This is a genomic window from Citrobacter portucalensis (assembly GCF_002042885.1).
Lineage (GTDB): Bacteria > Pseudomonadota > Gammaproteobacteria > Enterobacterales > Enterobacteriaceae > Citrobacter > Citrobacter portucalensis.
On record NZ_MVFY01000017.1, the window covers coordinates 59,546 to 74,513 of the forward strand.

Annotated in this window: 13 protein-coding genes; 3 read left to right on the forward strand and 10 right to left on the reverse strand. The window is 51.9% G+C overall.

The annotated features are described in order from the left end of the window. Positions 1-13: 13 nt before the first annotated feature. The 8 genes from rffG to trxA all read right to left on the reverse strand — a co-directional run bounded on the left by rffG (position 14) and on the right by trxA (position 7,853). On the reverse strand, positions 14-1,081 hold the full coding sequence (rffG, locus tag BZK40_RS20635) for a dTDP-glucose 4,6-dehydratase (protein WP_079935202.1): 1,068 nt from the start codon (positions 1,079-1,081) through the stop codon (positions 14-16). Beyond that, positions 1,081-2,343, reverse strand: a complete 1,263-nt coding sequence (gene wecC, locus BZK40_RS20640) for a UDP-N-acetyl-D-mannosamine dehydrogenase (RefSeq protein WP_079935203.1) — start codon at positions 2,341-2,343, stop codon at positions 1,081-1,083. The genes rffG and wecC overlap by 1 nt, the downstream gene beginning before the upstream one ends. Further along, positions 2,340-3,470 (reverse strand): non-hydrolyzing UDP-N-acetylglucosamine 2-epimerase, encoded by a 1,131-nt coding sequence (gene wecB, locus BZK40_RS20645; protein ID WP_032934208.1) that lies wholly within the window; start codon positions 3,468-3,470, stop codon positions 2,340-2,342. Before wecB ends, wecC begins: the two co-directional genes overlap by 4 nt. A 55-nt stretch (positions 3,471-3,525) precedes the next feature. Continuing rightward, positions 3,526-4,572, reverse strand: a complete 1,047-nt coding sequence (wzzE, locus tag BZK40_RS20650) for an ECA polysaccharide chain length modulation protein (RefSeq protein WP_003829003.1) — start codon at positions 4,570-4,572, stop codon at positions 3,526-3,528. A 12-nt stretch (positions 4,573-4,584) separates the two neighbouring features. Continuing rightward, positions 4,585-5,688 carry a UDP-N-acetylglucosamine--undecaprenyl-phosphate N-acetylglucosaminephosphotransferase gene (gene wecA / locus BZK40_RS20655; protein WP_032945680.1) on the reverse strand — a complete coding sequence of 368 codons (1,104 nt, stop codon included), beginning with the start codon at positions 5,686-5,688 and terminating at the stop codon, positions 4,585-4,587. A 238-nt stretch (positions 5,689-5,926) separates the two neighbouring features. After that, the gene (gene rho / locus BZK40_RS20660) at positions 5,927-7,186 is read right to left on the reverse strand and encodes a transcription termination factor Rho (RefSeq protein WP_002437993.1); all 1,260 of its coding nucleotides are present in this window, start codon (positions 7,184-7,186) and stop codon (positions 5,927-5,929) included. Between the two features lie 87 nt (positions 7,187-7,273). Next, complete coding sequence (locus BZK40_RS20665) at positions 7,274-7,393, reverse strand: rho operon leader peptide (protein WP_049259789.1); 120 nt, start codon at positions 7,391-7,393, stop codon at positions 7,274-7,276. 130 nt (positions 7,394-7,523) lie between these two features. Beyond that, positions 7,524-7,853, reverse strand: a complete 330-nt coding sequence (gene trxA / locus BZK40_RS20670; RefSeq protein WP_001280776.1) for a thioredoxin TrxA — start codon at positions 7,851-7,853, stop codon at positions 7,524-7,526. A 143-nt stretch (positions 7,854-7,996) separates the two neighbouring features. Here trxA and rhlB point away from each other — a divergent pair, with 143 nt between their 5' ends. Beyond that, on the forward strand, positions 7,997-9,265 hold the full coding sequence (rhlB, locus tag BZK40_RS20675) for an ATP-dependent RNA helicase RhlB (RefSeq protein WP_003829013.1): 1,269 nt from the start codon (positions 7,997-7,999) through the stop codon (positions 9,263-9,265). Between the two features lie 136 nt (positions 9,266-9,401). Then, the gene (gene gppA, locus BZK40_RS20685) at positions 9,402-10,883 is read left to right on the forward strand and encodes a guanosine-5'-triphosphate,3'-diphosphate diphosphatase (RefSeq protein ID WP_003829016.1); all 1,482 of its coding nucleotides are present in this window, start codon (positions 9,402-9,404) and stop codon (positions 10,881-10,883) included. Between the two features lie 51 nt (positions 10,884-10,934). Here gppA and rep read toward each other — a convergent pair whose 3' ends face one another. Then, positions 10,935-12,956 carry a DNA helicase Rep gene (gene rep / locus BZK40_RS20690; protein ID WP_003829018.1) on the reverse strand — a complete coding sequence of 674 codons (2,022 nt, stop codon included), beginning with the start codon at positions 12,954-12,956 and terminating at the stop codon, positions 10,935-10,937. 84 nt (positions 12,957-13,040) lie between these two features. Here rep and ppiC point away from each other — a divergent pair, with 84 nt between their 5' ends. Next, positions 13,041-13,322 (forward strand): peptidylprolyl isomerase PpiC, encoded by a 282-nt coding sequence (gene ppiC, locus BZK40_RS20695; RefSeq protein WP_003017999.1) that lies wholly within the window; start codon positions 13,041-13,043, stop codon positions 13,320-13,322. Between the two features lie 100 nt (positions 13,323-13,422). Here ppiC and ilvC read toward each other — a convergent pair whose 3' ends face one another. Beyond that, positions 13,423-14,898 carry a ketol-acid reductoisomerase gene (gene ilvC, locus BZK40_RS20700; RefSeq protein WP_003829020.1) on the reverse strand — a complete coding sequence of 492 codons (1,476 nt, stop codon included), beginning with the start codon at positions 14,896-14,898 and terminating at the stop codon, positions 13,423-13,425. Positions 14,899-14,968 lie beyond the last annotated feature (70 nt).

Sequence of the window (14,968 nt, forward strand, 5' to 3'; positions counted from 1 at the left end):
CAAAACCAGGCTGTTAGCCCTTCAGACCTAAACGTTCGCCCTGGTAACTGCCGTCCTGCACGGGTTTCCACCATGCCTGATTAGCCAGATACCATTGCACGGTTTTGCGCATTCCGCTTTCAAACGTTTCTTGCGGCATCCAGCCTAGTTCACGCGCAATTTTCGACGCGTCAATGGCATAACGCAAATCATGACCCGGGCGATCGTCCACAAAAGCGATCAAGTCGCGGTACTGCGCGATACCCTGCGGCTTTTGCGGTGCCAGCTCTTCCAACAGGCTGCAAACCGTTTCGACAACTTCCAGGTTTTTACGCTCGTTATGGCCACCGATATTATAGGTTTCTCCCACCGCGCCCGTTCTCGCCACACAATAGAGCGCCCTGGCGTGATCTTCTACATACAACCAGTCACGGATCTGTTGCCCATTGCCGTAAACCGGCAACGGCTTCCCCGCCAATGCGTTGAGGATCATCAGCGGAATCAGTTTTTCCGGGAAATGGTACGGACCATAGTTGTTAGAACAGTTGGTTATCAGCGTTGGCAGACCGTAGGTACGCAGCCAGGCACGAACCAGATGATCGCTGCTGGCTTTCGACGCGGAATAAGGGCTGCTCGGTGCATACGGTGTGGTTTCAGTGAAGAAATCATCCGTAGAATGCAGGTCGCCATACACCTCGTCAGTCGAGATATGGTGGAAACGAAACGCTGATTTTTTCTCGCTGGTTAAATCATTCCAGTAAGCGCGCGCCGCTTCCAACAGCGTGTAGGTTCCCACGATGTTAGTTTCGATAAAGGCGGCCGGACCATCAATTGAGCGATCGACGTGGCTTTCTGCCGCCAGATGCATCACGCAGTCCGGCTGATAGTGTTGAAACACCCTGTCGAGCGAAGCTCGATCGCAGATATCGACTTTCTCAAAGGTAAAACGAGGATTCTGTGCAACCGGCTCCAGCGACATCAGGTTTCCGGCATAGGTCAGCTTATCGACCACAATTGCCGCATCCTGAGTCTCCTGAATGATATGCCGTACAACCGCCGAGCCGATGAATCCCGCTCCACCGGTAACCAGAATTCGTTTCATTAGCGCCAGACCCCTTTGGTATCAACGATATATTGCTGGTGAACCGCATCGCCTTTAATGGCTTTAAATTCATTATGGTCGACCAGCAAGACCAGCACATCGGCGCTAGCCAGGGCATCGTCCAGCGCAGCCAGTTGGCACAGACCGTCCAGTTTTTTCGGCAGTTGATGGATGTTCGGTTCCACCACCAATGTTTCGCCTTTGTGCCAATGCGCGATGCTTTGCGCAATTCCCATCGCCGGGCTTTCACGTAAGTCATCAATATTCGGTTTAAATGCCAGACCAAAACAGGCAATTTTCACTTCGCTGGCCCGTTTATTGGTATCCGCCAGACAGTCGGCCACGGCAGCTTTTACCTGATCAACCACCCAATGAGGTTTACCGTCGTTTACCTCACGCGCGGTGCGAATCAATTTCGCCTGCTGCGGGTTCTGCGCCACGATAAACCACGGATCAACCGCGATACAGTGCCCGCCAACCCCCGGACCCGGTTGCAAAATATTCACGCGCGGATGGCGATTTGCCAGTCGAATCAGTTCCCAGACGTTGATCCCCTGATCGGCGCAAATCAGCGACAGCTCATTGGCGAAGGCGATATTGACGTCGCGGAAGCTATTTTCAGTCAGTTTGCACATTTCCGCCGTACGGGCGTTGGTCACGACACATTCGCCCTCCAGGAAAATGTTGTACAGTTCGCTAGCACGCGCGGAACAGACGGAGGTCATTCCCCCAATCACGCGGTCGTTTTTAATCAGTTCCACCATCACCTGGCCCGGCAGCACGCGCTCTGGGCAATAAGCAATGTTAACGTCCGCGTGTTCACCGACTTGCTGCGGGAAACTCAGGTCAGGACGCATTTCAGCCAGCCATGTGGCCATCTGTTCAGTGGCCCCGACAGGCGACGTCGATTCAAGGATCACCAACGCGCCTTTTTTCAGCACCGGTGCAAGAGATTTAGCCGCGGCTTCCACATAAACCATATCGGGTTCGTGCTCCCCCTTAAACGGAGTAGGCACAGCAATCAGATAGGCATCCGCATCTACAGGGGTTGTGGTCGCACGCAGAAATCCATTTTCGACCGCCGTTTTCACCACGGCGCCCAAATCTGGCTCAACGATATGAATTTCACCGCGATTAATGGTATCCACCGCGTGTTGATTTACATCTACGCCAATCACATGCTTTTGACGGGAAGCAAAGGCAGCCGCCGTCGGCAGTCCGATATAACCCAGCCCAATGACAGAAATGGTCGTAAAACTCATAGCGATATCCGATTATTTTTTAACGCGTGTAAAATGCGGCCACATGCCTGCCCGTCACCATACGGATTATGGGCGCGGCTCATGGTCTGATATTCATTGTCGTCATGCAGCAAACGCGTGACTTCTTCGACAATACGCTGCGGGTCGGTCCCTACCAGACGTACTGTGCCTGCAGTAATCGCTTCCGGACGTTCCGTCGTTTCGCGCATCACCAGTACCGGTTTCCCCAGAGATGGGGCTTCTTCCTGAATCCCGCCAGAGTCGGTAAGGATCAGCCAGGCGTGATTCATCAGCCAGACAAACGGCATGTAATCCTGCGGTTCAATCAGGATGACGTTTTCAACGTGACCCAGAATGCGATTAACCGGTTCGCTGACGTTAGGATTCAGGTGCACCGGATAGACAATCTGTACGTTCTGATTGGCCGCGGCAATTTCCGCCAGCGCATGACAAATGTGTTCAAAACCACGACCGAAGCTTTCCCGACGATGACCGGTCACCAGTATCATCTTTTTATCCGAGCTCAGGAATGGGTAATGCTCTGCCAGTTCAGCTCGTAATGCATCACTCGCCAGTACGCGATCGCGTACCCAGATCAACGCATCAATAACCGTATTACCTGTAACGAAGATACGGCTATCAGAAATGTTTTCCCGTAACAGGTTTTGGCGCGAGTTTTCTGTTGGTGCAAAATGATACATCGCCAAATGCCCGGTCAGCGTACGGTTCGCCTCTTCCGGCCAGGGAGAGTAGAGATCGCCTGTACGTAAGCCTGCCTCCACATGCCCTACCGGGATGCGCTGATAGAACGCGGCCAGGCTAGTAGCAATGGTGGTTGTGGTATCGCCGTGAACTAACACAACGTCAGGTTTAAAATCAGCCAGAATTGGCTTTAATCCTTCCAGTATTCGGCAGGTAATTTCTGTTAGTCCCTGACCTGGCTGCATAATATTGAGATCGTAGTCAGGTACAATGGAAAAGAGGTTCAACACCTGATCGAGCATCTCCCGATGCTGCGCCGTGACGCAAACTTTTGCCTCAAAATCAGGATCTTTTGCCAGCGCATGAACCAGAGGTGCCATTTTTATGGCCTCCGGTCGCGTGCCAAATACAGTCAGTACTTTCACATCGATTCTCTTCGGATTGGCAGTGAGGGCCCAGCCCCTCACTGCAACGATATTGCTAAATCGTGCGGCGACGGGTTAACGCGACACCAGCACCGATCAGAGCCCCAACGATGCCCCACATAATCATCAGGAAGGCACGACGAGGGCTGTCACGTTTTACCGGTTCCTCCGGCGTACGCAAATAACGATAGGTCTGAAAACGCGGATCCAGAGTTGGCCCAACGTTCAGTGTGTTAAGCATGGCTCGGTTTTGGAAGTAGTCCAGATCGAAATCGGGACCAACAGATTGCAGGTTTTCGAGTCGCGCCTGCAGCATAGGACGTCCAAGCAAAAACAGTTCAGAATCGGGTAGCTCTTCAGCCGGAACGTCAGTGGAAGTACGCGAAATATTATGCTGTTCAGCAATTTTGAGAGCCTGCTCAATGTTGTGAACTCTGCGAGAGAAAATCGATTTCGCCACTTCTTCCTGGCGTTTAACCTGCGCCTTCATCTGCACAGTGCGCGCAGCCCAGGCTCCCTTTAACTCGTCGTTCAGATGACGCGCCGCACGCTGACTGGCAAACGCGACGTACTGACGCAACAGATTGTTGGCATCAGGTGCCGTTTCGGCAATCAGCTTCACGCTGTCATTGGTATTACGAACCGCATCGCCGGGCATAAACTGAATGTTATTAATCAGTTCATCCAGCATCGCCGCATCGGCTTTACTGTTCCCTACCATACGTTGCTTGTAGTAATCAGTCTGCTGCCAGAATTCACGGCGCGTATCCCATGAGGCAAGCTGCATGATAAATTCTTTATAGGCCTCATCCATCACTGACGGCTGATCCGCAGATGCAAGACTGGCCTTGATGTCCAGGTTACGTAAGAACTGCTGCTGAGAGTAATAGCCGCCCAACATATTAACCGTTGGCCTGTCTGAAATCGCCGTCGCGCTCCACTCCTGACGAGCAAAAAACGTATAGGCGAGAGCGACTAACGCGAAGGCGAGAGCCATACCGACGATCCACACCTTCCCTGTCCACAAAGTACGAAACAACCCACGGATGTCCAGTTCATTTTCAGCGCTCATGGCATGTTCCCCCGGTAATGGTTGTGTCATCGTACCCTCAATTTATTTGGTTAAGTTTGGTTTACTGTCACGGTTTCTACGCAACTTGCGCTTCCAGCGTTTGATAAATCTCGCTACCTTCCAGGCACGTTTAATACAATAGTCGTACAAGACAAATGCCAGTAAAAAGAGCACCAGCATCACCCATTCCGGAACGACCCGAGAATATTCAGCCAACACGCCGATAGAAGCCAGGATCGCAGCAGCCAGCGTAATCAGGACAAAAGCCTGTCGGGAGGTAAACCCGGCGCGCATAATTAAATGGTGAATATGTTGGCGGTCCGGGGAGAAAGGGCTCATACCTTTACGTAAACGACGATACATGATCGCCACCATATCCATTAACGGAATGGCAATAATCCACAGTGCGGTGACCGGGCTAATAGGATGCGTTTTACCTTGAGTGGTCTCCAGCAGGATCCAGATGACCGTAAAGCCAATCAGCGTACTCCCCGCATCGCCCATAAAGACCTTATAGCGACGTCCGAGAATACCCAGGTTCAGCATGATGTAAGGCAGAATGGCGGCGATCATGGCAAAACACCAGATAGCCAGGCTTGTCTGGCCGTCAAACCACAAGATAAGCCCCATTGCGGCGAATGATACGCTGGATAGCCCGCCTAACAGACCATCAATCCCATCCACCATGTTAAAGGCGTTAATTGCAGCCCAAACGGCGAAAAGGGTAAGGAAATAGCCAAAAGGACCGAGCACCATCTCCCAAGGGCCAAAAATGAACCCAAGGCTCAACAGATAGAGCTTACCTACCGCCATCATAATGATGCCGATGATAGCCTGGATGGTCGCACGGATTTTTACACTGATATCAAAGCGGTCGTCCAGTGCACCGATAAACACCAGTACACCGGCACAAGCCAGGTAGAGAGTTGCATGCGGGATATAATAATCGGCGATGAGGAACGTAAAGCAAATGCCTGCGTAAACCGAAATCCCCCCAACCAACGGAATCAGTCCCTGATGACGTTTGCGGAAGTTGGGTTTATCCACCAATCCTATCTTTTTCGCAACCTTGCGGGCAAAGAAAAGAAACAGCGTTGTGAATAAAAAAATACTGATGAGATCAGTACTTGCTGTCAGTAAATTCACTATACATACTCTCAAAGAATATCAATATATGAAGTATAACCATCCAGGCGATTATTCAGAAGAGAAACCCGATTCCATATCAGGTGGTTCTGTATGATTATTAACCACAAAATACGAATTACAACCCTTCATCGCCAGGCGGTATGTCATACCGGATTATTATTATTGTGTCGTTAAGATTACATCCACAAAAGCAAAACGCCACGTAAAAACGTGGCGTTTTCAGATGATGCCCGAATCAGGAACGCTTCATCATATCGAAGAAGTCGTCGTTGGTCTTGGTCATCGCCAGTTTGTTAATGAGGAATTCCATTGCATCGATTTCACCCATCGGATGGATGATTTTGCGCAGGATCCACATTTTCTGCAGCTCTTCCTGGGTGGTGAGCAGCTCTTCTTTACGGGTACCGGAACGGTTGTAGTCGATAGCCGGGAAGACGCGTTTTTCAGCAATCTTACGAGAGAGATGCAGTTCCATGTTGCCGGTACCTTTAAACTCTTCGTAGATAACTTCATCCATTTTAGAGCCGGTATCAATCAGCGCAGTCGCGATGATGGTCAGGCTACCGCCCTCTTCCACGTTACGTGCAGCACCAAAGAAACGCTTCGGACGATGCAGGGCGTTGGCGTCCACACCACCGGTCAGTACTTTACCGGAAGCCGGAACCACGGTGTTATATGCACGTGCCAGACGGGTGATGGAGTCAAGCAGAATGATAACGTCTTTCTTGTGTTCAACCAGACGTTTCGCCTTCTCGATAACCATTTCCGCAACCTGTACGTGACGGGAGGCTGGTTCGTCAAAGGTAGAGGCAACCACTTCACCTTTCACCAGACGCTGCATCTCGGTAACTTCTTCCGGACGTTCGTCAATCAGAAGCACCATCAGCACGCAGTCAGGATGATTGTATGCAATGCTCTGCGCGATGTTCTGCAGCAGCATAGTTTTACCCGCTTTCGGCGGAGCAACAATCAGACCACGTTGGCCACGACCGATCGGCGATGCCAGATCCAGTACACGCGCCGTTAAGTCTTCAGTAGAACCGTTACCACGTTCCATACGCAGACGAGAGTTTGCGTGCAGCGGCGTCAAGTTCTCAAAGAGGATTTTGTTACGGGCGTTTTCTGGTTTGTCGTAGTTAACTTCGTTAACTTTCAACAGCGCAAAGTAGCGTTCACCTTCTTTCGGCGGGCGAATCTTACCAGAAATGGTATCACCAGTGCGGAGGTTGAAACGGCGGATTTGGCTGGGAGAAACGTAGATGTCATCAGGACCGGCGAGGTAGGAGCTGTCTGCAGAGCGGAGGAAACCAAATCCATCCTGCAATATCTCCAGCACACCGTCACCAAAGATATCTTCGCCACTCTTTGCGTGCTGCTTCAGGATGGCAAAAATAATGTCCTGCTTGCGCATACGAGCCAAGTTTTCAAGGCCCATATTTTCGCCGAGAGTGATCAGCTCAGAAACCGGCGTATTCTTTAATTCGGTAAGATTCATAATGGTGTGAGTTCTTAAACTTGGGGTAAATCTCGAACTTAATGTTGTGAATGGTATGGCAGGGTCATCCATGCCTGTTTACGGCCATCAACTCATGTCTGTTCGCTGTCTGGTCACAGGAAAGTACGCAGAACTGAAACGACAAGACGGATTGAGTGACAAGCCAGGAATCTGTCCACTCCTCGCGCGAGAAACAACGGGAAGTATTGGATATAACTAGATTCAAACTTAATAAGGTATGTTTAATACGAAGTCAACACTAACTTAGCACGACTCAAGTCGGGCGTCCAGTCATCCGAATCATTTCGAAGTAGGGTCGCCCGATCATGAGACTTCCTTACGCTAAATTAGCGTCGAGGAATTCTTTCAACTGACCTTTGGACAGCGCGCCGACTTTCGTCGCCGCAACTTCGCCGTTTTTAAACAGCAGCAGGGTCGGGATGCCACGGATACCATACTTCGGCGCGGTGCCTGGGTTTTGGTCAATGTTCAGTTTAGCAACCGTCAGTTTGCCCTGATATTCGTCAGCGATTTCATCCAGAATCGGAGCGATCATTTTGCACGGACCGCACCACTCTGCCCAGAAATCAACGAGGATTGCTCCGTCCGCTTTGAGTACATCCGTGTCAAAACTGTCGTCAGTCAGGTGAATAATTTTATCGCTCATAATAACTCCACAGGAATAAGCCTGGTGCATTGGTGTAGCATTAATCAACGACGTGTTGATGTAGCATTAACCAACTAAAGGTTGACTTTATTTCACCGGATACGCTTTCGTAAAGCAATAGTAAGCTGATATTCTACCACACTATGAGCAAAACACATTTAACAGAACAGAAGTTTTCCGACTTCGCCCTGCACCCAAAGGTGATAGAAGCCCTTGAAAATAAAGGCTTTCATAACTGTACGCCCATTCAGGCCCTCGCGCTGCCGCTAACGCTGGCTGGTCGTGATGTTGCCGGGCAGGCGCAAACCGGTACCGGAAAAACGATGGCGTTCCTGACGTCAACGTTTCATTATCTTCTCTCTCATCCCGCGATTGCCGATCGCAAGGTGAACCAACCGCGTGCGTTAATTATGGCGCCAACGCGTGAGTTAGCCGTGCAGATCCACGCCGATGCCGAGCCGCTGGCACAGACTACTGGTCTGAAATTAGGCCTGGCGTATGGCGGCGACGGTTACGATAAACAGCTGAAAGTGCTGGAAAGCGGCGTCGATATTCTTATCGGCACGACCGGTCGTCTCATCGACTATGCAAAACAGAACCACATTAATCTGGGCGCGATTCAGGTCGTGGTGCTGGATGAAGCCGATCGTATGTACGATCTGGGCTTTATTAAAGATATCCGTTGGCTGTTCCGTCGTATGCCGCCAACCACCCAACGTCTGAACATGCTGTTTTCTGCAACCCTCTCATACCGCGTTCGCGAACTGGCGTTCGAACAGATGAATAACGCGGAGTACGTTGAAGTCGAACCGGAACAGAAAACTGGCCACCGCATTAAAGAAGAGCTCTTCTACCCTTCCAACGAAGAGAAAATGCGTTTGCTGCAAACGCTGATTGAAGAAGAGTGGCCAGATCGCGCCATTGTTTTTGCTAACACCAAGCATCGTTGTGAAGATATCTGGGGCAGCCTTGCTGCGGACGGTCATCGCGTCGGTCTGCTGACCGGTGACGTAGCACAGAAAAAACGTCTGCGTATTCTTGATGAGTTCACCCGTGGCGATCTCGACATTCTCGTTGCGACGGATGTCGCTGCGCGTGGCCTGCATATCCCAGCAGTAACGCACGTATTTAACTATGACCTGCCGGATGACTGTGAAGATTACGTTCACCGAATCGGTCGTACCGGACGTGCTGGCGCAAGCGGTCACTCTATCAGCCTGGCTTGTGAAGAGTACGCGCTGAATTTACCCGCAATCGAGACCTATATCGGCCACTCGATTCCGGTCAGCAAATATAACCCGGATGCGCTGATGACCGATCTGCCGAAGCCGCTGCGCTTAACGCGCCCGCGTACAGGCAATGGCCCACGCCGTACCGGTGGTGCTCCGCGTAATCGTCGTCGTTCAGGTTAAGAAAAGTTATGCCATACACAAAATCATTCAGCCTGTATCAAGGCGGCAAGAAAACGAATCCCGATGAGCTTATTTTAGTAAATGATTCGGGTGAGAGAACGCAGCCAACACAGATACAGGTTGAAGGATGAAGTGTATGAATTCTACTTCGCTGTATGCAGCAATCGATCTCGGTTCGAATAGTTTTCATATGCTGGTTGTACGCGAGGTGGCAGGAAGCATCCAGACGCTCACGCGTATCAAACGCAAAGTGCGTCTGGCCGCTGGACTCAACGGTGACAACGAGCTCTCTGTTGAAGCGATGGAGCGCGGCTGGCAATGTTTGCGCCTGTTTGCTGAACGTCTGCAGGATATTCCGCATCCACAAATCCGGGTGGTCGCCACGGCAACATTACGCATCGCCGTAAATGCCGATGTGTTTATTGCCAAAGCGCAAGAGATCCTTGGCTGCCCTGTCCAGGTGATTAGCGGTGAAGAAGAAGCGCGACTGATTTATCAAGGTGTGGCCCACACAACCGGCGGTGCCGATCAGCGTCTGGTTGTGGATATTGGTGGCGCCAGCACTGAATTAGTCACCGGATCCGGCGCACAAACCACCTCTCTGTTCAGCCTGTCGATGGGCTGCGTCACCTGGCTCGAACGCTATTTTACCGATCGTAATCTGGCACAGGAAAACTTTGACGAGGCAGAGAAGGCCGCACGTGAAGTTCTGCGCCCGGTCGCCGACAAACTGCGTTTTCATGGCTGGAAAGTTTGCGTTGGTGCCTCTGGTACCGTCCAGGCGTTGCAGGAAATCATGATGGCGCAGGGTATGGATGAGCGTATTACGTTGGCCAAACTGCAGCAGCTTAAGCAGCGCGCCATTCACTGCGGTCGTCTGGAAGAGCTGGAAATCGAAGGGTTAACGCTGGAACGTGCGCTGGTTTTCCCCAGCGGGCTGGCCATTCTGATTGCTATTTTCACCGAACTGAACATTCAATGCATGACCCTGGCCGGCGGCGCATTACGTGAAGGTCTGGTCTACGGTATGCTGCACCTGGCGGTGGATCAGGATATTCGTAGCCGCACATTACGCAATATCCAGCGTCGCTTTATGGTCGATACAGAGCAAGCACATCGTGTTGCTAATTTAGCGACTAAATTTCTCGATCAGGTAGAAAAAAAGTGGCATCTTGAACCGATTAGCCGCGAACTACTGATTAGTGCCTGTCAGCTGCATGAAATTGGCCTGAGCGTTGATTTTAAACAGGCACCACAGCATGCCGCTTATCTGGTGCGCAATCTCGATCTCCCGGGTTTTACCCCTGCGCAAAAGAAACTGCTAGCAACGCTGTTACTCAATCAGACTAATCCCGTCGATCTCTCTTCGCTCCACCAGCAAAACGCAGTGCCACCGCGCATCGCGGAGCATCTTTGCCGTTTGCTACGTTTGGCGATCATCTTCGCCAGCCGTCGCCGTGACGATCTTGTGCCGGAAATTCAAATGGATGCAAGAAACGAGCACCTGACGGTCACGCTACCAGAAGGCTGGCTGGAACATCATCCGCTGGGTAAAGAGTTAATCGATCAGGAAAGTCAGTGGCAAAGCTATGTCCACTGGCCGCTGGACGTTCATTAGATGTTGGTTGCCGGATAGCGCGCGTTTACACGTATCCGGCCTACAAAATACCTACTTCGCTTTGGCTTTCGCCATCATTGCCCGAATATTAGCAATGCTGGCCTGCCCTTTTTGCATCCGCTCCTCAGCGCTCACCACTTTACGCTCTTGTTCCCAGATAACGTCATCCTGTGGCAGCTCCAGCAGGAAACGACTCGGTTCCGGACGCACCAGCTCACCATACTGACGACGCTCTTTGCACAGAGTGAAGATGAGTTCTTTCTGTGCACGCGTAATCCCTACGTAAGCCAGACGACGTTCTTCGTCGATATTGTCTTCATCGATACTGCTCTGGTGCGGCAAAAATCCTTCTTCCATTCCCACCATAAACACGTAAGGGAACTCCAGCCCTTTTGAGGCATGCAGCGTCATCAACTGCACCTGATCCAGCTCTTCTTCACTCTCTCCACGCTCCATCATGTCGCGTAGGGTAAAGCGGGTAACGACCTGGGTCAGGGTCATCGGCTCTTCCAGCTCACTGCCTTCCAGCATCTCCGTCATCCAGCTGAACAACGTATTGACGTTTTTCATACGCATTTCAGCCGCTTTCGGGCTCGGCGAGGTTTCATACAGCCAGGATTCGTAATCAATACCGTGAATCAGATCGCGTACAGCGGCAACCGGTTCGCGCTCCGCCAGGCGCTGAATTTCACCCAGCCAGTGCGTAAAGCGGGTCAGAGAATCATACCCGCGCCCGGTCAGTGTCTGGCTAAGCCCCATATCAAAGCTGGCGGTAAACAGGCTTTTATTACGCGTCATCGCCCATTCACCCAACTTTTGCAGCGTGGCCGGACCGATTTCACGCTTTGGCGTGTTTACGATGCGCAAAAATGCGCTGTCGTCATCCGGGTTGCTCAGCACACGCAGGTAGGCCAGCAAATCTTTAATCTCCGGACGCGAGAAGAACGATGTTCCGCCGGAAATTTTGTACGGGATACGGTTCTGCATCAGAAACTTTTCGAACACGCGCGACTGATGATTACCGCGATAAAGGATGGCGTAGTCTTTATATTGCGTCTTGTTCACAAAATGATGGGCAATTAATTCCCCGGTCACACGTTCGGCTTCATGCTCTTCATTATTTGCGCTCAGCACCTTCAGCTCAGCGCCGTAGCCCAGCTCAGAAAAGAGCCGCTTTTCAAAGACGTGTGGATTGTTCGCAATGAGGATGTTCGCCGCTTTCAGGATGCGACCTGATGAACGGTAGTTTTGCTCCAGCTTCACCACCTGCAAAGCCGGAAAATCTTTGCTCAACAGAACCAGGTTCTGCGGACGGGCGCCGCGCCAGGAGTAGATCGACTGATCGTCATCGCCCACGACGGTAAAGCGCGCACGTTTCCCCACCAGCAACTTCACCAGCTCGTACTGGCTGGTGTTGGTATCCTGATATTCATCCACCAGCAGGTAGCGGATTCTGTTTTGCCAGCGCTCACGTACTTCTTCATTGCGCTGTAGCAGCAGCGTGGGAAGCAGGATCAGATCGTCAAAATCGAGGACGTTACACGCCTTCATATGCGCGTCATACAGACCATAGCAGTGGGCAAAAATACGATCGCGCTCGCCCTTTGCGCTGGCTGCCGCCTGCGCCGGAGTCATCAGATCGTTTTTCCAGTTGGAGATCGTCGAGATCAGCTGCTGGAGAATAAGCTTATCGTCTTCGATTAGCCCTTCGGTCAGTTCCTTAAGCAAGGCCACCTGGTCAGTATCGTCAAACAACGAGAAGTTAGACTTCATCCCCAGCGCCGCGTATTCACGCTTAATGATATCCAGTCCCAGGGTGTGGAAGGTGGAGATCATCAACCCACGCGCCTCTTTACGACCCAGCGTTTGCGCCACGCGCTCTTTCATCTCGCGCGCAGCCTTATTGGTAAAGGTCACTGCCGCAATATGTCGTGCCTGATAGCCACATTCACGGATCAGATGGGCTATTTTGTTGGTGATAACACGCGTCTTGCCGGAACCCGCTCCCGCCAGCACCAGGCAAGGTCCGGTGACGAATTCGACGGCTTGTTGTTGTCCGGGGTTCAAACGCATAAAGGGTCACTCATGAAAGTCGGGAGGGGAGAATAACAGCGTGGTAGTATAGCCAGCCTTAACCACCCCACTCAAGGCACGATCATGGCAAAAACAGCAGCAGCAGTGCATATCCTTGTTAAAGAAGAGAAACTAGCACTGGATCTTCTGGAACAGATTAAAAACGGCGCCGACTTCGGCAAACTGGCGAAGAAACACTCCATCTGCCCATCAGGTAAACGCGGCGGTGATTTAGGCGAATTCCGTCAGGGCCAGATGGTTCCGGCGTTCGATAAAGTGGTCTTTTCCTGCCCTGTGCTGGAGCCAACCGGCCCGCTGCACACTCAGTTCGGTTACCACATCATTAAAGTGCTGTACCGTAACTAATAGAAAGCCCGGTGTTTAAACACCGGGCTTTTTTTGCCGGATAGCGCTTCGCTTATCCGGCCTACGAAGCGCTGTTGATATGCCATTCCTCTATGAGGAATTATCCTGCGACCGCAATGCGCTTCATATCGGTCATGTAGCCACGCAGTTTCTGGCCCACTTTCTCGATAGCATGGCCGCGAATCGCATCGTTCACGTCACGCAGCTGCGCGTTGTCTACCGCGCCTTCAGCAATCGCTTTGCCCAGGTCGCCGGTCTGCAGGGTGGTCATGAACTCTTTCAGCAGCGGTACGCAAGCGTAAGAGAACAGGTAGTTGCCGTATTCTGCGGTATCAGAGATAACCACGTTCATTTCGTACAGACGCTTACGGGCAATGGTGTTGGCGATCAGCGGCAGTTCGTGCAGTGATTCGTAGTAAGCGGATTCTTCGATGATGCCGGAATCCACCATGGTTTCGAACGCCAGCTCAACGCCCGCTTTCACCATCGCAATCATCAGAACGCCTTTATCAAAGTATTCCTGCTCGCCGATTTTACCGTCGAACTGGGCAGCGGTTTCGAACGCGGTTTTGCCGGTCTCTTCGCGCCAGGTCAGCAGTTTCTTATCGTCGTTAGCCCAGTCAGCCATCATGCCGGAAGAGAATTCACCGGAGATGATGTCATCCATGTGTTTCTGGAACAGCGGCGCCATGATCTCTTTCAGCTGTTCGGACAGCGCGTAAGCACGCAGTTTCGCCGGGTTAGACAGACGGTCCATCATCAGAGTGATGCCGCCCTGCTTCAGCGCTTCGGTGATGGTTTCCCAGCCGAACTGAATCAGTTTTTCAGCATATGCCGGGTCAGTACCCTCTTCCACCAGCTTATCGAAGCACAGCAGAGAACCGGCCTGCAGCATACCGCACAGGATAGTCTGCTCACCCATCAGATCAGATTTCACTTCCGCAACGAAGGAGGACTCCAGCACACCCGCACGGTGACCGCCAGTAGCCGCAGCCCAGGCTTTAGCAATCGCCATGCCTTCGCCTTTCGGATCATTTTCCGGGTGAACGGCGATCAGCGTAGGTACGCCGAAACCACGTTTGTACTCTTCACGAACTTCAGTACCCGGGCATTTCGGTGCCACCATCACAACGGTGATGTCTTTACGGATCTGCTCGCCCACTTCCACGATATTGAAGCCGTGGGAGTAGCCCAGCGCCGCGCCGTCTTTCATCAGCGGCTGTACAGAACGCACAACGTCGGAGTGCTGCTTGTCCGGCGTCAGGTTAACCACCAGATCAGCCTGCGGGATCAGCTCTTCGTAGGTACCCACTTTGAAGCCGTTTTCGGTCGCTTTACGCCAGGAAGCACGCTTCTCAGCAATGGCTTCTTTACGCAGTGCGTAGGAGATATCCAGACCGGAGTCACGCATGTTCAGGCCCTGGTTCAGACCCTGGGCGCCACAGCCGACGATGACCACTTTTTTACCCTGAAGGTAGCTCGCACCATCGGCGAATTCGTCGCGACCCATAAAGCGACATTTACCCAGCTGTGCCAGCTGCTGGCGCAGGTTCAGTGTATTAAAGTAGTTAGCCATGATGGTGTACTCCGTGATGTTGTGTTGTGGTGCTTATTATTCGGTTCGCAGATTTGTATTTGCGAGATTG